This is a genomic window from Methylobacterium sp. UNC378MF, assembly GCF_900103195.1.
GTDB lineage: Bacteria > Pseudomonadota > Alphaproteobacteria > Rhizobiales > Beijerinckiaceae > Methylobacterium.
This window is the reverse complement of record NZ_FMWU01000005.1, coordinates 1-21468: the sequence shown is the minus strand read 5'-3', so window position 1 is coordinate 21468 and position 21468 is coordinate 1. Positions and strand designations below refer to the sequence as shown.

At 65.9% G+C, this 21468-nt stretch carries 13 protein-coding genes and 1 pseudogene; 6 read left to right on the top strand and 8 right to left on the bottom strand.

What is annotated here, in order from left to right; genetic code table 11:
- Positions 1-9: 9 nt before the first annotated feature.
- The 3 genes from BLT59_RS06470 to BLT59_RS06460 are packed head-to-tail and all read right to left on the bottom strand — an operon-like array spanning position 10 to position 4777.
- Positions 10-3174 carry an efflux RND transporter permease subunit gene (locus BLT59_RS06470; RefSeq protein WP_091777700.1) on the bottom strand — a complete coding sequence of 1055 codons (3165 nt, stop codon included), beginning with the start codon at positions 3172-3174 and terminating at the stop codon, positions 10-12.
- Positions 3175-3183: 9 nt separating this feature from the next.
- A complete protein-coding gene (locus tag BLT59_RS06465) occupies positions 3184-4524 on the bottom strand; it encodes an efflux RND transporter periplasmic adaptor subunit (RefSeq protein WP_091777699.1) in 1341 nt (446 codons plus the stop codon).
- 55 nt (positions 4525-4579) lie between these two features.
- Positions 4580-4777, bottom strand: a complete 198-nt coding sequence (locus BLT59_RS06460) for a polyhydroxyalkanoate synthesis regulator DNA-binding domain-containing protein (protein ID WP_091777698.1) — start codon at positions 4775-4777, stop codon at positions 4580-4582.
- A gap of 248 nt (positions 4778-5025) precedes the next feature.
- Here BLT59_RS06460 and BLT59_RS06455 point away from each other — a divergent pair, with 248 nt between their 5' ends.
- The 4 genes and pseudogenes from BLT59_RS06455 (at position 5026) to BLT59_RS06440 (ending at position 11522) form a co-directional block, all read left to right on the top strand.
- Positions 5026-5703 carry a response regulator transcription factor gene (locus BLT59_RS06455; protein WP_091777697.1) on the top strand — a complete coding sequence of 226 codons (678 nt, stop codon included), beginning with the start codon at positions 5026-5028 and terminating at the stop codon, positions 5701-5703.
- On the top strand, positions 5696-7081 hold the full coding sequence (locus BLT59_RS06450) for a HAMP domain-containing sensor histidine kinase (protein ID WP_091777695.1): 1386 nt from the start codon (positions 5696-5698) through the stop codon (positions 7079-7081). The genes BLT59_RS06455 and BLT59_RS06450 overlap by 8 nt, the downstream gene beginning before the upstream one ends.
- Positions 7082-7179: 98 nt before the next feature.
- Positions 7180-7889 (top strand): annotated as a pseudogene (locus BLT59_RS06445) (IS630 family transposase); the annotation flags it as partial.
- Between the two features lie 936 nt (positions 7890-8825).
- Positions 8826-11522: a bifunctional diguanylate cyclase/phosphodiesterase gene (locus BLT59_RS06440; RefSeq protein ID WP_139173980.1), complete on the top strand. Its 2697-nt coding sequence runs from the start codon at positions 8826-8828 to the stop codon at positions 11520-11522.
- Positions 11523-12178: 656 nt separating this feature from the next.
- Here BLT59_RS06440 and BLT59_RS06435 read toward each other — a convergent pair.
- From BLT59_RS06435 to BLT59_RS06420, 4 genes are all read right to left on the bottom strand, one after another.
- Complete coding sequence (locus BLT59_RS06435; protein WP_091777691.1) at positions 12179-12859, bottom strand: hypothetical protein; 681 nt, start codon at positions 12857-12859, stop codon at positions 12179-12181.
- Positions 12860-13229: 370 nt separating this feature from the next.
- Positions 13230-14378: an adenylate/guanylate cyclase domain-containing protein gene (locus BLT59_RS06430; RefSeq protein WP_091777689.1), complete on the bottom strand. Its 1149-nt coding sequence runs from the start codon at positions 14376-14378 to the stop codon at positions 13230-13232.
- Between the two features lie 15 nt (positions 14379-14393).
- Positions 14394-14762 carry a response regulator gene (locus tag BLT59_RS06425; protein ID WP_091777687.1) on the bottom strand — a complete coding sequence of 123 codons (369 nt, stop codon included), beginning with the start codon at positions 14760-14762 and terminating at the stop codon, positions 14394-14396.
- The gene (locus BLT59_RS06420) at positions 14759-17062 is read right to left on the bottom strand and encodes a HAMP domain-containing sensor histidine kinase (protein ID WP_091777685.1); all 2304 of its coding nucleotides are present in this window, start codon (positions 17060-17062) and stop codon (positions 14759-14761) included. Before BLT59_RS06420 ends, BLT59_RS06425 begins: the two co-directional genes overlap by 4 nt.
- 188 nt (positions 17063-17250) lie before the next feature.
- On the opposite strand from BLT59_RS06420, the gene BLT59_RS06415 reads away from it, so the two are divergent.
- Positions 17251-17934, top strand: coding sequence for a Crp/Fnr family transcriptional regulator (locus BLT59_RS06415; protein ID WP_091778100.1), 684 nt, complete (start codon positions 17251-17253; stop codon positions 17932-17934).
- Between the two features lie 59 nt (positions 17935-17993).
- On the opposite strand, the gene BLT59_RS06410 is transcribed toward BLT59_RS06415, so the two are convergent.
- Positions 17994-19694: an SUMF1/EgtB/PvdO family nonheme iron enzyme gene (locus BLT59_RS06410; protein ID WP_175543951.1), complete on the bottom strand. Its 1701-nt coding sequence runs from the start codon at positions 19692-19694 to the stop codon at positions 17994-17996.
- 334 nt (positions 19695-20028) lie between these two features.
- Here BLT59_RS06410 and BLT59_RS06405 point away from each other — a divergent pair, with 334 nt between their 5' ends.
- The gene (locus BLT59_RS06405; protein WP_091777681.1) at positions 20029-20925 is read left to right on the top strand and encodes a DUF4399 domain-containing protein; all 897 of its coding nucleotides are present in this window, start codon (positions 20029-20031) and stop codon (positions 20923-20925) included.
- Positions 20926-21468 lie beyond the last annotated feature (543 nt).

Sequence of the window (21468 nt, the reverse complement as noted above, 5' to 3'; positions counted from 1 at the left end):
TGACGGCGCTCACCGATCGGTGCCCTCCCGCACCCCTTTGCGCGGGGGTGAATACCGTCGCTCCTGCCTCCCGCCGGCTCGTGAACTGCTGAAGGGCAGACGTAACCTCGCGATCACCGGATAGACGGCGGGCAGGACCACGAGGGTCAGCAGGGTCGCGCTGATCAGGCCGCCGATCACCACGGTGGCGAGCGGGCGCTGCACCTCCGCCCCGGCGCTGGTCGAGACGGCCATCGGCAGGAATCCCAGGGCGGCAACGAGGGCGGTCATCATCACCGGGCGCAGCCGCATCTCGGCGGCCCGGGTGGCAGCCTCCCCTGGGTCGAGGCCTGAGCCTTCGAGGTCGCGGATGTAGCTCGTCAGCACCACGCCGTTCAGGATCGCGATGCCGAAGGTCGCGATGAAGCCGATTGCCGCCGAGATCGAGAACGGCATGTCGCGCAGGGCGAGTGCGAGGATGCCCCCCGTGGCGGCCATCGGCACGTTCAGGAAGATCAGGCCAGCGAGGCGGATGTCGCCGAACATCACGACGAGGAGGACGAGGATCCCCGCCAGCGCCGCCGGCACCACGACCGACAGGCGGGCGGTGGCCTCCTGCAGGTTCTGGTATTGGCCGCTCCATTGCAGCGCGTAGCGCGGCGGCAACTTCACTTGAGCGGACACGGCCTTCTGTGCGGCGTCGACGAAGCTTTGCACGTCCCGGCCGCGGACATTGGCCTGGATCGAGATCCGCCTCTGCAGCCGCTCGCGGCTGATCTGCGCCGGGCCGGAAGTGACGTCCACCGAGGCCACCATCGAGAGCGGCACCGTCGTCTGCGGCCCGTTCCCCTTGCCCGGCCGTCCGACCGGCAGGGCGCGGATCCGCTCGATGTCGCTGCGGTCGGCAGGATCGAGCCGGACCACGATGTCGGTGATGGAGTTGTCATCGCCGTAGACCATGCCGGCGGTACGTCCGCCGATGCTCTCGACCACGTCGAGCACGTCCGAGACGTTGATGCCGTAGCGGGCGGCCCTGGCGCGGTCGACCTGGATCGACAGCGCCGGCATCCCGGCCTGCGCCTCGGCCTTCACGTCCGCCGCGCCCTGGACGCCCGAGACCACGCGCACGATGGAATCGGCCGTGTCCTTCAGGACCTTGAGGTCGTCGCCGTAGAGGCTGACCGCGACGTCGCCGCGCACGCCCTCCAGCAGATCGTCCATCCGCATCTGGATCGGTTGCGAGAAGCTGTAGGCGACGCCGGGCACCTCCTCCCGGAGGCGCTTGTCGAAGGCCGCGACGAGACCTTCCTGGCTGTCCGCCGTCTTCCAGGTCGACGGGTCGGTGAGGGTGATGAAGCTGTCGGCCGATTCGACGCCCATCGGGTCGGTCGGGATCTCGGCGCTGCCGGTGAGGGAGACGACCCGCTTCACCTCGGGGAAGGATTTCAGGATCCGCTCGATGCGCGTCACCGTGGCCAGCGAGGCGTCGAGAGAAATCCCGGGCAGCTTCTCGGACGTGATCACGATCGACCCCTCCGACAGCTTCGGCAGGAACTCGCCCCCCAGCCGCGTAGCCACCACGCAGGAACCGGTGAACAGGGTGGCCACCGTGAGGACGGTCACGAGCGTGTGCCGCTTGGCCCAGCGCAGCACCGGCGTATAGGCGCCCCGCACCACGTGGACGAGGCTCGTCTCGCGCTCGCCGATCTCACGCCCGGACAGGAAGATCGCCGCGAGCGCCGGCATCAGGGTTAGCGTGACGATGAGCGACGAGCCGAGTGCCAGGATCACCGTGAACGCCATCGGGGCGAACATCTTGCCGGCGACGCCTTCCAGGGCGAGGATCGGCACGTAGACGATGATGATGATCGCCACCGCGAAGATCACCGGGCGGGCCACTTCGGCGGCGGCGTCGCGGATCAGGTCGTGGGCCGGGCGATCCGGGTGCTCGCCGCGCGCACGGAGCACGTTCTCGATCATCACCACGGCACCGTCGACGATCAGCCCGAAGTCGATCGCGCCGAGGCTCATCAGGTTGCCCGACAGGCCGAGCAGCCGCATTCCGGCGAAGGCCATCAGCATCGAGAGCGGGATCGCGGCAGCGACGATCAGCCCGGCGCGGAGATTGCCGAGCAGCAGGAGCAGCACCACGATCACCAGCACCGCTCCTTCGAGGAGATTGTGCTCCACCGTGTGGATCGTGCGCTCCACCAGGGCGCTGCGGTCGTAATAGGGAGCGATCTCGACCCCCGGCGGCAGCTGCTGACGCAGGTCCGCGATCGTCTTCTTCACCCCTTCGACCACGGAGCTGGCATTCGCGCCGTACCGCATGAGCGCGATGCCGACGACGGTCTCGCCCTCGGCGTCATGGGTGACGGCGCCGAGCCGGACCTTGGGAGCCTCCTGCACCGTGCCGAGGGTGCCCAGCGTCACTGGAACGCCGCCGGGGCCGGTCGCGACGACGATGTCGGCGATGTCCTCCGGACTCTTGGCGAGGCCGAGGCCGCGGATCGTCTCCTGCTGGTCGTTGTGCTCGATATAGGCACCGCCCCGGGCGGCATTGTTCTCCATGAGCGCCGTGTAGACCTGGGCCAGGGTCACGCCGTAGCGGCGCAGCGCTTCCGCCGGGACGCGGACCTCGTCGGTCGGCATCTGGCCGCCGTAGATGTTCACGTCGGCGATGCCCGGGGTGAGCTTCAGCTTCGGCGCGATGGTCCATTGCAGGATGCGCTTCAGCTGCATCGGCGTGTAGGCGGGCCCGCGCAGCTCGAACTGGTAGATCTCACCGAGCCCCGTCGCCATCGGGCCCATCTGCGGATCGCCGACCCCTGCCGGCATCAGACTCTTCGCCTGGGGCAGGCGCTGGAACACTTCGGCCCGCGCCGATGTGACCGATACGGACTCGTCGAAGGTGACGTAGACCGCTGAGACCCCGGCCCGCGAGGTCGAGCGGACGTTGGAGAGTCCAGGTGCACCCGCCATCGCGTTCTCGACCGGGAAGGTGACGAGCCGCTCGACCTCCAGGGGGCCGAGCCCCGGCGAGAGGGTCAAGATCATCACCTGCTTCGGCGAGATGTCCGGCACCGCGTCGACGGAGAGCCCTTCGAGGTTGGCGACCCCGCCCGCCGCCGCCGCGAGGGCGACCACCAGCACGAGGAAGCGGCGGCGGACCAGGAGGGCGAACCAGCTCCTCATCGTCGCTCCTCAATCCGTCGATCCGAGGAGGCTGCGCAGCAGGATGGCCTTGAGGCCGAAGCTGCCCGCGGTCGCGACGCACTCGCCGTCCGCCACGCCTTGGCGCACCTCCACCCAGTCGGTGCGCTGGATGCCGAGCGTGAGGGCCCGCCGCTCGAACCGGTCCGGGGCCTTGCGCACGAAGGCGATGGGGCCGGCTTCCGTCTGCTGCACGGCCGCCGCCGGGATGGTGACGCCGCCGCGACCCAGATCCGCCGCCACCGTTACGGAGACGAAAAGGTTAGCGCGCAGGAGATCCTCCGGGTTGTCGAGCTCGATCCGCGCCGGGGCCGTGTTCGTCGCCGGGTCGACGGTCACGTTCACAGAGCGGACATGGCCCTCGAAGGGCGGATGGTCGGGCATCGGGCTCTCCACCGAGGCCGCGTCTCCCGCCCTCACCCGGGCGATGTCGGCCCCGTACAGGTTCGCCAGCACCACAACGCGGGTTGGGTCGGCCACAATGAAGGCGTCCCGCCCGGTATCGACCACCTCGCCCAGCGTGATGCCGACGCTCGTCACCACGCCGCCGATCGGCGTGACCACGGCACTGGTGCCGGGTGCGGCGCCCTCGGCCGGAGCGAGGCGCTGGTACTGCGCCCGGTACATGTCCGCGTTCGCCTGCGCCGCCTTTACCGCCGCCTGGGCCTTCGCGAGATCGACCTGACGCCGCTCGACCTCGGCCTGGGCGACGCCGCCGAACTTCAGCTGCTCCAGCCCACGCTTCACCTGCAACGCCGCCACAGCCTCGGAAGCCTGAGACTCGCCGAGTGCCGCCTGCGCCGCCTGGAGCCCGTTGCGGGCGTCGAGGATGCCGGCAGCATCGAGGGTCGCGAGCGTTTGTCCTGCCGTGACACGTTCGCCGGGCTGGACGGCGAGGCTCAGCACCCGCCCCTGCGTGCGCGGCTTCAGATGCGTCACCCGCCGCTCGTCGAAGGTGACGGTGCCGGGCGCGCGCACCGGCAGCACGATCCGGCGCGTCACGGCTCGGCCGAAGGCGAGACCCATCCGCTTCTGTCCTGCTTCGTCGAGGGTGACGAGATCGGGGTTCGCTGGGGCGTCGCCGGATTTGTCCACCTTCGCGTCGGAAGCCGCTGGAGGGGCGAGGCCGAAGGCGTCGAGGATGGGGCCGCGATAGGTCCAGCCCGCGAAGGCCGCAACGGCCAGCACAGTCAGGACGACGAGTGCTCGGCGCGCGGGGCTCCGGCGCACGTCTTGAGCGGACGAAGAGGCATCCTCAGACTCCAAGCCGTCGTTCTCGATAATGTCGGACGCCTCCGCGCGGCGCGCGGATGATTCGGCGTTCAGCGACATGGGCAGGCGGGCCGCCGGCCGGTCGAACCGAATTCCGCGCGGGCGAGGGAATGGGTCATGCGTCGAAGCCCGAGGGGAGCACCTCGTCGCTCACGAAGCGACCGGTCTCGACCTCGCGGATCACCACGTCGAAGCCTTCGCCCCGCAGTTCCCGCAGCCGCTCGACGGAGACATAGGTGCGGGTCTCGACATCGTATAGCCGGCTCTGAGCGTAGCGATTGATCAGGCGGCGGGGCCGCCGCTTCCGGGGCATGGGGGCGTTCCCTCAGCAGCTGGGGATCGCGTCGGATGCGGCGGCGGCGCTGGGCGAGATCAACATCGGCAGGGCTCGGAACAGGAACGTCCCCGCCCGAATGGGAGCCGAGGTACGCGCTAGAGTCGTTCTAATAAGTTGGGTGAAGCCGATGGGGCGCCACTAAATTCGGGTTCACAGTCGTGTCCTTGCGCAGACCGCCGGGCCGATATGCGACAGAATGGAGAGCGCGGGAGGGACGGGCTGGCGTGGCGAGGCTGTTGCTGATCGAGGATGACGGGGACACGGCCGGGGACGTGCTCGATGATCTGCGCGGGCGCGGCCACGAGGTCGCCTGGGTGGCGACCGGGCCGGACGGCGCCCGGTCGGCGCGGGAGGGCGGCTGGGACGCGATCATCCTCGACCGGATGCTGCCGGGCCAGGACGGGCTTGGCGTCCTTCAGGACCTGCGCCGGGATGGCGACCGGACGCCCGCCCTCGTCCTGAGCGCGCTGGGCGATGTGGACGAGCGCATCCGCGGCCTCCGGGCCGGCGGCGACGATTACCTCGCCAAGCCTTTCGTTCTCGGCGAACTCGCTGCGCGGATCGAGGCGCTGCTCCGCCGCCCGGTCGACGGCCGCGAGACGCTGCTGCGAGTCGGCAGCCTGGAAATCGACCTCGTCGCCGGGACCGGCCGGCGCGGCGCGCGGAACCTCGACCTCCTGCCCCGCGAACTCAAGCTGCTCGCCTACCTGATGCGCTCGCCCGGCCGGATCGTCACCCGGGCGATGCTGTTCGAGGAGGTCTGGAACTACCGCTTCACCCCGAAATCGAACCTCATCGACGTCCATCTCGGGCGCCTGCGCCGCAAGCTGGAGGCCGCCGGGGAGGTGCCCCTGATCCAGAACGTCCGCGGCGTCGGCTTCACCCTCACCCCCGATGACTGACGTCCTGCGTTCGACCACCCTGCGGTGGGCGCTGGGGATCGCCCTGTGGTCGGTGCTCCTCGCACTGACGATGTTCGCCTTCATCTATTGGCAGACCGCCTCGTATCTGCGGGAGGAACTCGCCGAGACCCTGCGGCTCGAAGTCCGCGCGGCCGCCGCCGACCCCGCCGCCACGGCTTTGCGGGTCGACACCTGGACCGCGATGGATCCGCACGCGCGGCACTACGGCGGCTTCTTTGCGCCGAACGGCACCCGCCGCGCGGGCAACCTCGATACGATCCCGAAGGGTTTGCCGCAGGACGGGGACGCCTATCGCGTGAACGCCACGGTGGTGGTTGGGGGCCGCAGCCTCGCCGATGAGATCTGGGCGTCTGCCCTGTCGCTGCCCGGCGGCGGCACGGTGGTGATCGCCCATGACACCGACGACATCGACAAGGTGCGGGTCACGACCTTGCGGGCCCTGGGCCTCGGGCTGTTGCCGATGCTGGCGCTTTCGGGGATCGGCGGCATCGTCCTCGCCCGCCGGGGCCGCCGGCGCTTCGCCGCCACGGAGGCGGCACTCGCCGAGGTGATGCGCGGCAACCTCGGCAAGCGCCTGCCGGTCGGGAAGCGGGGCGATGAGTTCGATCGCCTCGCCGCGAACGTGAACCGGATGCTCGACGAGATCGAGCATCTGATGGGCGAGGTCCGCAGCGTCGGCGACGCCGTCGCCCACGACCTGCGCACGCCGCTCACCCGCCTGCGGGCCCGGCTTGAGCGCAGCCGGGCGCAGGCGAAGACGGTCGCGGAGTTCCACGAGGCGATCGACCAGGGCCTCGCCTGGATCGACCAGACGCTCGCCATGGTGACCGCCGTGCTGCGGATCGGCGCGATGGAGGAAGGCCGCAGGACCGCCTTCGCCCCGGTCGATCTCGGCGAGCTGGCCGCGGCGGCGGTCGATTTCTTCGAGCCCGAAGCGGAGGAAAGGAGCGTCCGGCTCGTCCTCGCAGCCGACGCCGAAGTCCCCCCCGTCCATGGCGACCGGGACCTTTGCTTCGAGGCCCTGTCGAACCTCATCGACAACGCCCTGAAGTTCACGCCTTCCGGGGGGGCCGTGCGCGTCGAAGTCGCCCATTCCAGTCAGGCGGTCGAGGTGGCCGTCGAGGATACCGGCCCGGGTCTGCCCGCGAGCGAGCACGATAAGATCTTCCGACGGTTCTACCGCGCGGAGATGTCCCGCCAAACCCCCGGAAACGGGCTTGGCCTGAGCTTGGTCGCCGCTATCGCCAAGCTTCACGGCGCAAGCGTCTGTGTTCGCGCGGCGGAAGAGGGGGGTTGCCGTTTCACGATGAATTTCTCGAAATTGATCATCGTCGTCAACATGCCCTTCGCTGATTGAATTACTTTGGCGAAATGCCTGATTATTAATGATTGAATGCAAAACGTACAGATTTATGGCTCGTCGGCCGACAGGACTTGGGTACCGAGACGGTCGGCATCACCCTGGATGAGATGCGCGACCGGCTTCGGGATGAGCACGATCTGACCGTCGGGACCGGCACCCTGTGGAGCTTCCTCGACGCGCGTGACCTCACCTACAAAAACAGACAGCTCACGCCGCAGAGCAAGATCGCCCGGACGTGCAGGCTGCGCGCGACGCCTGGTCCGAGGGCCAGCGCGATCTCGACCCTGAGCGTCCTCTGTTTCTCGACGAGACCTGGACCTCGAACAACATGGCCCGCCGGCGCGGACGGTCTCCCCGAGGCGAGCGGCCGCGCTCGCCCGTGCCGCATGGCCACTGGAAGACGACGACGCTGGTGGCGGGCTTGCGTCTGTCCGGGATCACAGCGCCCTTCGTGCTCGATGGGCCGATCAACCGCGACGCCTTCCAGACTTACCTCGAGCGCGTGCTCGTGCCCGAACTTGTTCCCGGTGACATCGTCGTCATGGACAACTTCGGCAGCCACAAGGGGCCGGCCGTGCAGGCGGCGATCGAAGCGGCAGGCGCGCGACTGCTGTTCCTCCCGCCCTACAGCCCGGACTTCAACCCCATCGAGATGGCCTTCTCCGAACTCAACGCTCTCCTGCGCAAAGCTGCCGAGCGAACCGTCGAGGGTTTGCGGTCCGCCATCGGACGCCTCGTCGACACCGTCACACCCGACCAGTGCGCCAACTTCTTCGTCGCCGCAGGATACGAACCAGATTAAACCGGAGACGCCCTAGCCGTAGCGACGGCGCTTGCTGCATCATTCGAAGATCGCGGGCGGTCCCGACCACAAACCGCCTGATCCATTCGGCAATCCGCTTTCATCCGATCACCTTGTAAAGGCATGCTGCTCGCCGGGTGTGTCCGGGCGCATTGTGGCGCCCGGACACACCGGTTTCAGGGGTCAGCCGCATACTGGCCAGCAGCATAGTGACCACGGAATTCTCGGTGGGTTGGCAACTCGGCGTGCGGCGTTCAGCGCCGTCCCTGTGCGGCGCCGAAGGTCCGCTTCTCCGATTTGAACGCCGCAAGCGGCAAGGTCGCCTTCGGCCGGCCTCGGTCATCGAGAGATTCGCGCGCGTGCCTCAGACAGGTGGTTTGTAGACTTGCGCGAGTTCGCATGATCAATTTTATGATGTGGAGCGATATTCTGCCGACCGTGGGGTAAAGTGCAAATATAGTAGAGCTCCCGGGCCACTTACTTTCCCGATCGCCGCGCTCAGAGCACATCCCGATAAACAAAACGAGCTCAGGTCACCGCTCATGCTCCGCGATGTGATAGAGGACGATCGCCACGTCACTCGTTCCGTTCATGTCGCGCGGCTATGTTCGAACGCCCGGGGAGTGGTGGCGCGTGAGGGCATGAACAGCACAGGCTCCGCAGATCGAATATTGAGCCCCACCTGACGCGGTGACAGGCGGCGACTGACGACGAGGGTCGCGATCTTGCCGCCGTCAAATGTGAGGTCACGCGAATGCCGCGACGATTCTGAGCGCGAGCCGAGCCGCACAACATGCCTCGAGCGAGGGGTAAGGTCTGATTCAGCTTGCTCGATCTTTGGCCTGTTGCCGAGAACTCGCGAGGAACAGTCTTTCAACATCTTGGAGACCAGAAGGCGACTGGGGCATGGGATGACGTACGAGGAGCGCAATACCCGTGTCGGGAATTCGATCGACGCCCGCGACCGAACTCCGGCCTGCCGCTGCCCTAGTCGCGTCGTTCGTTGTACTGACCTTGGTGATCGCGTTAAGCGCGACGCTCTTCATCGGCGACATGCACCGGCAAGCTGTGCAGGACGTCGAGCATAATCTGGTCGGGCTTTCAACGGTCCTCGCCGATCAAGCGGACCGCTCCCTGCAGGCCATCGAGATGGTCCAGGAAGCCGTCATCCAGGGCATGCACGAGGCAAACGTTGTCACGACCTCGGATTACGCTGCCGCGGCGAGTCGGCAGGAGCTGCACGTGGCGCTCAAGGCCCGGATCGCCGCGCTCCCGCAGGTCAACGCCATCACGCTCATTGACCACGCCGGCAAGCTCCTGAATTTCAGTCGGTACTGGCCGATCCCCGAAGTGAATATCGCGGACCGGGACTACTTCAAGGCGCTCGCCGCTGATCCCAAGCTCCAACGCTTTACCGGTCAACCGGTTCAGAATCGCGGCGACGGGGAATGGACAATCTACGTTGCCCGCAAAATTTCGGCACCGGACGGAACATTCCTCGGCCTTGTGCTCGGCGCGGTTGAACTTGGCTACTTCGAACGGCTCTATCAGAAGATCACACCGGCCGACGATGCTGTCGTTTCAGTGTTTCGCAATGATGGCATGCTGCTCGTGCGCCATCCCCATCGGGAGGCCGTCATCGGCACGGTATTGCCGGCGACGGGAGCCGCGCTGATCGCCGCTAAGAACCCGGCCGGCGGCGTCATCCGCAATGTCAGCCCCATTGACGGTCACGAGCGTATCATCGCGACGCAGGCTCTCGGCCGGTATCCCTTCATCCTGAGCATCAGTCGCACGGTGGAAGCGAGCCTTGCCCCTTTCCACCGACAGGCGGTGGTTGTCGGTACGGCGGCGACACTCCTGTTGGTCTGCATCGCGGCCCTGTTCCTGCTCTTCCTGCGGCGGGCTCGCGTCGAACGGCGCATCGCAAGCGCCGAGGAGCGCGCCCGCAGCGAGCGCGATTTGCGCGCGCATTACGAGCGCTTCGGCGTCGCGCTCGACAACATTGTTCAGGGACTATGCCTGTTCGACGCGTCCGACCGTCTCGTCATCATGAACGAGCGTTTCGCCAGTCTCTACGCGGTCCCTCACCATCTCCGGCGGGTGGGAACGAGGGCTGCGGACCTTCGCCGATACATTCTAGAACAACGGGGGGAGGCGGCCGGCGCCTGGGACACTGTCATCACCCCTCCGACACCGCGCGCGTCTCTGGACTACGCCGGCATCGTTCACTTGGCCGACGATCGCGACATCAGCGTCCGCCGCGTGCTCCTTTCTGACGGGGGCTGGATCTCGACGCACGAGGACGTCACGGAGCGCCGCCGCAGCGAGGAACGTCTGCGCTTTCTCGCGCGTCACGACGTTTTGACCAAATTGCCGAACCGGTTGCAGTTCGAGGAGATCGTCGAACGGGGCTTGGCGATCTGTTCCGAGACGGGCGAGGAGGTCGCCCTTCTCTGCCTTGATCTCGACGGCTTCAAGCAGGTCAACGACCTGTTCGGCCATCCGACCGGGGACCGCCTTCTCTCCGAGGTCGCCGCGCGCCTGCGGGGACTGCCCTGCGAACGCTGCACCGCCGCGCGCCTCGGTGGCGACGAGTTCGCCGTGTTTGCGACAGGTCTCGATGTCAGGACGGCCGACATGACCGCACAGGTCGTGATCGACGTGCTCTCTGCGCCCTATGCGGACGGCGAGCGGCGCATCGATATCGGTTGCAGCGTGGGGATCGCATCGTTTCCGCGTGATGGAGGCACCTACGAGAAGCTTCTCTCCGCCGCCGATATGGCGCTGGTTCGCGCCAAGAAGGAGGGGAAGGGAACTTACCGGTTCTTCGAGTCGATGATGGATGCGGCAGCGCGCGAGCAGCACCAGCTCGCGCTGGATTTGCGCGCCGCCATCGGCACCGCGCAACTCGAACTGCACTACCAGCCCCAGTTCGAGGTAGCCTCGAACCGCGCCTGCGGCTTCGAAGCACTCCTGCGCTGGACGCATCCGACCCGCGGGCCGATCTCGCCCGGGCAATTCATACCGCTTGCAGAGGAGACGGGGTTGATCCTCCCGCTCGGCGAGTGGGTCCTCCGCGAGGCCTGCCGCGAGGCCGCGGCCTGGGAACTCCCCCTCGGCATCGGCGTGAACGTCTCGATCGCGCAGCTCCAGCAAGCCGATCTCACGGACGTCGTCCGCGCGGTGCTTGAGAAGACGGGGCTGAAGCCGGATCGGCTGGAGCTCGAGGTAACCGAGAGCCTATTCCTGAAAGGTTCGGCACGCTCGCAGGAGGTGCTGCGCGACCTGAAAGCGCTCGGCGTGCGCATCTCGATCGATGATTTCGGGACGGGTTACTCGTCGCTGGCGACACTGCAGGCGTTCCCCTTCGACAAGATCAAGATCGACCGGTCGTTCGTGGGGCAGATCGGCGTGACGAGCACAGGCGGCGAGATCGTGCGCGCGATCATCAGCCTGGGCGAAAGCTTGGGCATCCCGGTGATCGCGGAGGGGATCGAGACTGAGGAGCAGCTTGCGTTCCTGCGGGAGCATCGCTGCGCGGAGATTCAGGGCTATCTGTTCGGCAGGCCGCAATTGATTGCGGCTTACCGCCCGCTCCTCACGCCCGTGGCGGATCTCCGCGTGGTCTAGAGCCGCTCCCGATCGGATTGGAAGGAGGAGGATAGTCGAGCCCATGCCGAGTGGCGCGCAATCCCACACGATCTGGGGCCGTCGGACGCGCCGCTCGGACCTTCATCCGCTGGGCTCGTCGCGACACGCGACGGGAAGACCGCCGCCAGCTTCAGCGGCATCCTCTGTTTCGCCAATGCCCTCGATCACCTCAGGTGACGACGGACCCTGGTTGAAGCACGCGACGCGGCGGTCCGCAGCCTCGTGATCGTAGATCTCGGGATCGGCGTGGAATCACCAATCGCCTCGCGATCGGTGAACCTCACGTCGGTATAGGGCAATTCGAGCGCGAGTTCTGCTCTCAGCGATCGCGCGAGAGGCTTGCCGGGCCCAGGGCATCAGCGCCGCCGGTGCCGGCGTGCCCGCCTTATTGGTGATCGTCATTCACCTGTATCGCATCGATAGCAGACCTCTTCGCTGGGAGCTGGCAGCAATCCTATTTAGCCAAACCGCTGTTTTAGAACGACAATTATCGCATCAATCTTTTATTGATGATCACATTTTATGTAGCTTATTTGTCATAATAATAATATAATTGTCGATTTAACGCCTCAAATAAACGTATAGAAACGTGCCTCTCAGAGATTTTCTGAGGGGCACGTTGCATCGGAACCATGTCAGCGCCGGCTGTAATCCTGCATGCCTCTGATCTCTTTCTGCCGCTGCTCGTATGCGGTCATGAACGTATCGCGAGCTTTCTTCATGCCATGCTGCCGGTAGTCGTTGGCGACCGCGCGACCTTTTGCGTAGACTTGCTTTCCGTAATAGGCAGTCATCGCACCAGCGCCCGCGGCCGTCCCGCCACTGTGTAGCAGCGCGGCCGTTCCGCCGCCGGCGGTGAGCAGGCCTACGCCGACTGCTGCGCCGATCTTGGCTTCCTTCGTGCGCGCGGCCTTGGACACGTCATCGGCCAGCGGCTTGAAGACTTTCAGAGGCGTATTCTCGATGACCTTTCCAGCCGCGTGATAGTACTTTGAAACCGCTACTCCGACGGGCTTGGCGACCTTCATGTACGCCTTCGGCGCAGCCTTCGCGGTCTTGACGGCGTCCTGGCCGACGCTTTCAGCGGCGCGACCAATGCCCTTGGCGCCCCGTTCCACGGTCCTGCCAACAGCCTTTGCACCCTTCTCGGCCGTCCTGCTTACGGTCTTGGTGGCCTTCTTGACTTCCTTCACGGCGCCTTTCGCGATCTTGACCGGATTGAGATCGCTGAATCCGAAGGCGGATGCCGGACCAGTCACAGTGAGCGTCAGCGGAATGGCGAGGCTCAAGACGAGGATAGGACGATGGAATGTCATGGACGTTCTCCGCAGTAGCAGCCCTGATTGGCGGCCCGGGAAAGGAAATCCTTTTCGTCGTGACCTTCTGTGACCAAGTTCACATGCGACTGGACGAGCAACACAGAACAGACTCTGCAGTCACGACGCAGAGGCTCGTCACGACACGTCAATCCAGAGCTACATTGAGCGGTCGCAACTCACGCGTCTGGGCTCGACCAGGCACATGCCAGTCAGCGTTGCCGATGTCGCGCGCGGACGGTCCGGAACATCGGCAGCGAACGCGTCCGAGCAGACCTGCGGCAGGCACGATGCGCGCACTCCCACGATCAAGAGGCGCGCACGCTATCTATAGGCTGGACCAGCAACAGAATCCTCTGCTGAAACCGGGTCAGGGTCCGGGCCGATCCTCCGACAAGGCCACGAGCTCGAATGCTGCAACCTCACGCAGGAAACCCTTGAGGGGCAGATTGCCCAGGGGCCGCGCTTGCGCGACTGCTTGGACAGCGCTGAACACGGAGCGGCTCACCACGATCTGCCCCGCCTGGGCCACGTCGCAGAGGCGGGAAGCCAGATTGGTCACGCTTCCGAGGGCCCCGTATTCGAAGCGTCCCTCGAAACCGAACTGACCGAGAGTCGCGTAGCCTCGGGCGAGACCCAACCCGAAACCGATCGAGTGGCCGCGCGATTCCCACTGCCGCGACAGGCTGCCGACGCGCTCGCGGAGAGCAAAGGCCATGCGCACCGCGCGCTCGGTGTGCTCTGGGCAAGGGTACGGATCATTGAAGTAGGTCATGATGCCGTCGCCGGCGAAGTGCTCCAACGTTCCTTCATATTGGAACACGGCTTGGCCGACAGTCGCATGATACTCGCGAAGGACCGCGACCACCTCTTCCGGCGCGGCCGTATCCGTGAAGGCCGTGAAGCCGCGCAGGTCACAGAACACCACCGTGATCTCGCGCCTGTGCGGCTGCAAAAGCGCGTGGTCGTCGCGATCTGCGGCGACGAGATTGGCGATCTGGGGTGAGAGGAACCGCCGCAATCGACCGATCCGCTCGAGTTCGGCGGCCTTGACGGCGACCTGGCTCTCGAGATCACGGTTTGCCTCGGCGAGCGCCGATTTCTGATCCGCAAGCTCGCGCGCCTGCGCTCGCACTGTGTCGGTCAGCGCTTTAAGGCGCAGCATCGAGCGGACCCGCGCCATCAGAGCAGCATGCTCGTAAGGTTTCGTCAGATACTCATCCGCGCCGGCATCGAGCCCCTCGACGACGTCGCGCGTCTCCACACGCGCGGTGAGCAACACGACGGGGACGTAGCGCAGAACCTCATCCGTCTTGAGGCGACGCAGAACATCCAGTCCGCTGAGACGCGGCATCATCACGTCGAGAAGGATAAGGTCCGGCGGTTGGGCAGCGGCTCGCGCCAGTGCAGTCTCGCCGTCCGGTGCGAGCCCAACCTCGTAACCCTGCGCCTCCAGGCGGACGCGCAGGATCTCCAAGTTCTCAGGATTGTCGTCGACGACGAGGATTTGCGCCGGCACGGCCTCCGCTCCGCCTCAGACGTCAACGAGCATCTGGCGAACGAGGCTCAGGACCTTGCGCGGGCTGAACGGCTTGGCGACATAGCCGTCGCAGCCCGCGGCGAGGGCTCGATCTTCGTCGCCCGAAAGGGCGTAGGAGGTCACGGCAACGACCGGGATGTGACGCGTCGAGGGATCAGCCTTCAGGCGCCGGGCGGCCTCGTAACCATCCATCACGGGAAGCTGGATATCCATCAGGATGAGGTCGGGCTGCTCGGCTTGCGCCACCTCGACTCCTCGCTGCCCATCCGGAGCCTCGACGATGCCATAGCCGGCAGCCGAGAGAAGGTCGCGCAGGATGCGACGATTGTCCTCCGTATCCTCGACGATCAGTATCCGCTTCATGAGGCCTTTTTCCTCTCGACAGCCGTGCGGATCGGAAGGGTCACCTGAAACACCGCACCCTGTCCCAACTCCGATCGCACCTCGATCCGGCCACCATGCAGGAGGACGAGTTGGCGGGTGATCGAGAGGCCCAGTCCCGTACCGCCCTGCTGGCGCGTGCTCGAGCTGTCCACCTGCTGGAATTCGTCGAATATCCGTGCCTGATCGACTGGCGCAATACCGGGGCCTGTATCGGAAACCTTGATGACGAAGTTGTCGTCGACGGCCTGCGCAGACACCTTCACGAAGCCGGATTGCGTGAACTTGATGGCGTTGCCCACGAGATTCATGAGCACTTGCGTGAGCCGCCGCTCGTCGCCCTGTCCGACCGGCAGCGTCTGCGGGACGTCGATCTGCAGGGCGAGGCCCTTTGCCTGAGCCAGCGAGGAGGCCGCCACCGTTACGGATTCGATCAAGGCACCCAGCGCGTAATCCTGGATATCAAGCGTGAGCAGGCCGGCCTCGATCTTCGTGAAATCGAGAACGTCATTGATCAGGCTCAGCAGGTGGCGGCCGTTGATCTGAATACGCTCCAGGGCCTCGCTGGCCTTCTCGCTGAGCGGACCGTACAGCCCGTCGGCCAGAAGCTCCGAATAGCCTAGCACGGCGTTCAATGGCGTGCGGAGCTCGTGGCTCATGTTGGCGAAGAACTGCGTCTTATGGAGATCTGCGGCGGCGAGCTGTCGGCCTTTCTCGTCGACCTCTTGGAAGAGACGCGCGTTCCGGATTGCGAGAGCGGCCTGATGCGCGAACGTGTGCAGGACATGCTCGGAACTGCCCAAGGGAGCGGCGTCTCGAGCGAGCAGGAGGAGGAAGCCGAGGCGGCCGTCGCTGTCGGCGAGGTTGATGAGCGTGGCGGATTGAAACCCTTCCGCAACGCCTGTGAGAAGTCCGCTGATCGTGGTCAGGTCGCGGACCAGGATGACTTCGGCCGCAGCGTCGCCGGCTTTGTCCAGGGCATTGGCGGGGAGTATGTCGCTGACCGCGCTGGGCGGCAGACCGTGGTCACCAGCGCGGCGGAACGTCTCGCCCGGCGCCTCGACCAAATAGACGGCGCTGGCGTCGGAACCCGCGAGCGTCGCGGCCCGCGCGGCGATCGCCCGCACGACGTCATCGATCTGAAGGGAGGCGACGATGGCGCGCCCGGTTTCCTCGAGAGCCCGCAATTCGCTGACGGAGCGGGCGAGATCCCGGGTCTGTCGCTGGATCTCGCTCTCGAGCCGCGCATACGACGTCGAGAGTGCGTCGGCCATGGTGTTGAAGCGCGTCGCGAGCGCCTCGAACTCGTCGCCCGTGCGCACGGCGATGCGGTGCTCGAAGCGGTTGGCCGCGAAGTGCTCGGCCCCGGCATGCAGCGCGCGGATCGGCACGAGCATGCGGCGGGCCAAGAGGAGACTGGCGCAGATCGCCACGACGAGGCCGAACGCGAGGAGCCAGACGAGCCGGATGAGCAGGTCGCGCACAGGCGCCAGCGCCTCGCTCAGGGGCTGCGCGACGATGAGCGAGGCGGGTAGCACAGCGAGGGCATATTGGGTGGCCAGGACCGGCTGTCCCGCGCCATCGGAGACATAGGCCACCGAACCGGGTGTCGGCAGGGTCAGGCGATCGCCCGTCGCATGCGGGCTCTTGTCGGAGCGGGCCACGCTGATCCCGTCCGGCGTGACGAGGTCAGCGTAGCTTCCGACACCGGCGGCCGCGGACGGGAGGCTCCCCGTCAAGGCGGTCAGCCGGACACGGGCCAGGGTGGCGCCGGTCCCCGCGCCCGGATGCGGCAGGAGAAGGTTTGTGTAGATCTCGCCCCCGACGATCTGGAGGTTCTGAAATCCCTTGTGCTCCGGGACCGGTCCAAGATCAGCCGATGCCATGGGATCAGCGCTGTCCGGCCGGCTGGCTCGGACACGCTCGCGGCCCTCGTCATCGAAAAAGGCGAGCGTCAGGACGATCGGTGTCTGGTCGAGAAGCGCAGCGTAGTCCTCGCGGTGCTGGGCGAGGCTCTGCGCGCTTGCCCGTGTCACCCAACCCACCTGTCGCTCGATCTCTGCCAGCGTGTCTTCGACGGCCGCCGTCGCGCTGGCCGCGAAGGCGGCCTGGACGCGGGCGACGCGCTCGACGGTTTCCCGATACAGAAACCAGGTCTCCACGGCCGCGTTGATCGTCAGAACCAGGGCGACAAGACTTACGAGCGTCAGGACGTATTTGCGGAACAGGCTGCCTCGCCAAGTCAAGCTCGGCGCCGACGAGAGTGCGCCCTCCGTCCGCATCGGCAGACTCCGCAATGCTGGGCTGGCAGGGACGGATTGTCCCCACAATAGGTGACGTGAATCGCCATCGAATGCTCTATAGCCAGCATGGTCGAACAAGGAAAATTGGGCAACTGAAAACAAGCCGTTGCGCGATGACCTGCGTTCGCGTGAGAATCTGGCGCTCTTACGTTCTCGGGGTGGCGGTCATGTCGAAAGGCTCCGGTTTCGGTCCGCTTCTGCGCGTGAACCCGCTGTTCGCGGACCTCGGCCCGGAGGTGATCGACAGTCTTGCCGAGATGGCGACGGCGCGCATGCTGCGAGCGGGCGAAATCTTATTCCAGGTCGGTGATCCTGGTGACACCCTCTACGGGATCAGGCGCGGGGAAATCCGAATCGAAACCGGGACCGAGGCCGGACGACGCATCGTGCTCAACAGCCTTGGGGCGGGCGACCTGTTCGGTGAGATTGCCCTCCTCGACGGAAACGAGCGCACGGCCGATGCGGTGGCCGTCGTGGCAAGCGAGGTTTTCGTCCTGCGGCGTTCCGATCTTCTCGCCTACCTCACGCGCGAGCCCGACGTCGCCATCCGGTTGATCGGTCTCCTCTGCAGCCGGATCCGCTACATCGCCGGCCAGATGAACGAACTGGCCACGCTGTCGCTGGGAGTCCGGCTCGCCCGCCGACTGGCGGTACTGGCCGAGGATTTCGGCAACGAGATCCAGATCTCCCAGGAACAACTCGGCGCTTTCGTGGGTGGCACGCGCGAGAGCGTGAACCGCCAATTGCAGGTTTGGCGCCGCGCCGGGTACATCGATCTGCGCCGGGGCTGTGTCGTGCTCCTCAATACCGAGGCGCTGACCCGCATGGCACAGGAGCCTTCCTCCGGGTGATCCGAGGATGTGCCGGAACGGACCCCGCGTCCCGATGGCGAACAAGCTCGCGCGCCCGGTCACGGCAGCCCGCGCACCACCCGGAACCCGTTGGCATAGTACCGGACATCGGCATCGTACCGGAACCGCGCCGAGGGCTTCACGTAGCTGGCCGAACTATCGAAGGAACCGCCCCGGAGCACCCGCTGGCTGCAGGTCCCGGTGAGCCAAGCCGTTCCATCCTGCGGGGCGCCTCGGTAGGAATCGTTCCAGCAATCCTCAACCCATTCAGCTGCGTTGCCCGCCATGTCGAATAGGCCGAACCCATTGGGCGCGAAGCTCGCGACGCTCGACAGTTCGTGGCCGCCGGTCCGGCTGCACTCGCGGCAATTGGCCTTGCTGTCGCCGACCTGAGGCCCCCAGGAGAAGGCGGTGCTTGTGCCACCGCGCGCGGCGTACTCCCATTCCGCCTCGCTCGGCAGGCGGTAGGTCCGCCGCGTCAGCGCGCTGAGCCAAGCGACATATTCCTGCGCGTCGAACCAGCTCACGTTCGTGATGGGCTGCGTGCCGGCCTGCTCGTCCACGACCTTCGGCCGGTACTTGCAGGCCCCTGCCTCGACACAGCTGCGCCACTCGTTGATGGTCGCCTCCCGGCGCGCGATCGCGAATGGGCGCGGGATCGTCACCCGATGAACAGGACGGTCGAACGGCTGAGCGCCGGCGCCCATCTCGAACGTCCCGGCCCGCAGGATGACGAGTTCGGGGCACGTCTCACAATCCCGCAGGCTCTGTCCCGCCGCCTGACGGCTCTCCTGCATCGGCGCCTGAGATTGCGGTGGGGCTGGTGGGCTTGGAACGGGCAAGGCCGCCGCGGTCTGCGGAACGGCCGTCGGAGGCGGTTTCGTGGATGGCGCCGGCAGGGGCGGCGCGGCTGGTTCGGAAGGCGGGCGACGTGCGACGGGAGGCGGCTCGCCCTTGCTGGTCCGGTCCGGCACAATCACCGCCGGAGCGTTGGCCGGCGCGACGGCGAAGCGAAACTCTTCGATCAAGGACGAGGAGATCCATGGAACGCGCTCCGCCTTCGATGCGCGCGATACCCCGATCCGGGTATGGGTGAACGCCTCTTCCGCTGTTAGGTTCGGCGCGCGCAATTCCTTCCCGAGTTCGCTCACGAACAGGCTGACATCACCGTCATCCTCGCGCACCACCTTCCCCGGCGGGGCCGAGAAGAGGATCAAGCTCCCTTCCGGAGCGTCGACCGGCGCCAAACCCGCCGACGAGGCTCGGAAGCGGCGCTCGAAGGGATTTTGCCGAGCCGCGTCAACCACCGCGATCTTCACGCGCACGCCGCGACGGTTCAACTCGCTCAGGATCGCATCGAGGCTGATGCCATCACGACGGACTTCTGTCTCGGACCAGATCTGCGCGTTGACGGGAAGGAGATAGCTCTGGCGCTCGACCTGGATGCCGTATCCGCCGAAGTACACGAACGCGGCCGCACCGGCGTTGAGCTTGGCATAGAAGGTGTCCAAGGTCGCCTGGACGTCCTCTCGCCTCAGATTTTCGCGCAGGTCGACGTCGAAATCGCCTCGCCGCAACTCTTCCGCGAGGAGGCGTCCATCCTTCACGATCGTCGGCAAGGAACCCTGGGCATCGGGGTAGCGGCTGTTGGCGATGAGCAGGGCAAACCGCCGCCCGGCTCCGATCGGGTTCTGGGCCAGGCCGGGCCGCACCGCCAGCAGCAGTTCGCTCAGCGCGAGGAATGCCAGAAAGATCAGCACGCCGCTTCCGCCGATGCGGCTGCGTAACCCTGCCCGAGGCGTCAGCTCCGGAGGGCTCCCAACATAGATCCGTCCTGACATGAACGATGACCTGTACGCAATGATCGGACGAGCGAGAACTGCAGTGTAGGTAGAAATGGCCGAAGCGCAATCATCGCTGATCCCGAAGTTTCGTTCATTCCTGGGTCCCGACGCCTAAACAAGATATCAATAGGTTTCAATTGCCATTCCAGCGACGCCGTTGTAAGGATCAAGCGTCGTGCCGCTCGAATCGAGAAGACATCGCACGCCCTCAAAATGCGAGCTCTGATCAGCGCGTTGCGCAGGAGGCAATGTGATTGATGCGGCGAAATCAATTGCGGGCGGCCTGCCTCGAGCGGCTCTTGTTCTGCTGCTGACCGCGTCGACCGTAACGGCGCAGGAGCGCAAAGGCGGCCCGACGCCATCGCCGTCAGGCGCAGCGGTCTACTTCGTCGATGTCAAGAACGGCAGCACCCTCCCGCCCAAGGCGACGATCCATTTCGGCCTGCGGAACATGGGTGTGGCACCGGCGGGCCTGGATCGCCCGAACTCCGGACACCATCATCTTCTGATCGACACGCCGATGCCGGCTGCGGACCGGCCGATCCCGAACGACTTCAACCACATGCATTTCGGCGCCGGGCAGACCGAGGCTGAGATCGAGCTGACGCCAGGCGAGCACACGCTCCAATTGCTGCTCGCCGATAAGGACCACATTCCGCATAATCCCCCTGTCGCGTCCGAGGTCATCAAGATCCGGGTAGCATCCCAGGTCGCCGAGCCGGTTGCCGCGACAGAGGGAGGGGCCGTCCAACAGCGCCCGTCACCGCCGGGAGCGCGCGTGTACTTCGTTCAGCCGCGCAACGGCGACGTCGTCGCACGCAAGACCCTCATCCGCTTCGGCCTGACCGGAATGGGCGTGGCACCGGCGGGTTTCGACAAGGCCAATACAGGTCACCACCATCTGCTGATCGACACCTCCCTGCACGCGCTCGATGAACGGATCCCGAATGATTTCGAGCACCTGCATTTCGGCCTCGGACAGACGGAGGCGCTGGTCACGCTGCCCCTCGGCACGCACAGTCTGCAACTTGTTCTCGCCGATGCAGACCACGTCCCCCACAAGCCGCCCGTCATGTCCAACGTGATTCGGGTGACCGTGACGCGGACCGGACGTAAGCCGCGACCACGGCGCCACCACAGCCGGTAGATAATACGGGGTGCTTCATCGGATCGCGCCGCCGGCCTAGCGGTTGGCGGTGGAATTCGTGACGGGCTCTCCGCGCCTGGGCAGGCCGTCGAGAGCAGCTCGCTGTGCGAGAAGAAGATCCAGGTCGCGCCAGATCTGGCATTTGACGCGTAATTCGGTGGAGCGTCTCATGGCGGCATCCCGTCAGTTCGTCTTCTGAGGGCGAGTATCGCCTCGCGCGCGGCCACCGGCTGTGACGAAGATCACGAAGACGCGCCTCATGCGGCCAGAGGTGCCGTGAACAGACCGGGATGCTCACCGACATTTGACCGAATCGGCTGGACTTGAATGTTCCCAGCGAGCCCGGCCGCGCGACTGTCAGACGAAATCGTGCCCCGCCAGGTTCACCTGGCGGGGCACGCTGTCATGGGCTTATGGCCGTTGAGTTTGGCCGATTACTGAATTCAGTGGAACATGCCCATGTCGAGAACGTGAGCATCGACGTGTCCACCCATGTCCTGGTGAGCCGGCATCTGCTCGTGGCCATGGTCCGCAGGTCCGCTT

What these genes read in the sequence shown, in the direction of transcription:
- BLT59_RS06460 (WP_091777698.1), bottom strand. Translation starts at nt 4,777, where the DNA reads ATGCCCCGGAAGCGGCGGCCCCGCCGCCTGATCAATCGCTACGCTCAG.
- BLT59_RS06450 (WP_091777695.1), top strand. Translation starts at nt 5,696, where the DNA reads ATGACTGACGTCCTGCGTTCGACCACCCTGCGGTGGGCGCTGGGGATC.
- BLT59_RS06415 (WP_091778100.1), top strand. Translation starts at nt 17,251, where the DNA reads ATGTCGAAAGGCTCCGGTTTCGGTCCGCTTCTGCGCGTGAACCCGCTG.
- BLT59_RS06465 (WP_091777699.1), bottom strand. Translation starts at nt 4,524, where the DNA reads ATGTCGCTGAACGCCGAATCATCCGCGCGCCGCGCGGAGGCGTCCGAC.
- BLT59_RS06420 (WP_091777685.1), bottom strand. Translation starts at nt 17,062, where the DNA reads ATGCGGACGGAGGGCGCACTCTCGTCGGCGCCGAGCTTGACTTGGCGA.
- BLT59_RS06425 (WP_091777687.1), bottom strand. Translation starts at nt 14,762, where the DNA reads ATGAAGCGGATACTGATCGTCGAGGATACGGAGGACAATCGTCGCATC.
- BLT59_RS06435 (WP_091777691.1), bottom strand. Translation starts at nt 12,859, where the DNA reads ATGACATTCCATCGTCCTATCCTCGTCTTGAGCCTCGCCATTCCGCTG.
- BLT59_RS06470 (WP_091777700.1), bottom strand. Translation starts at nt 3,174, where the DNA reads ATGAGGAGCTGGTTCGCCCTCCTGGTCCGCCGCCGCTTCCTCGTGCTG.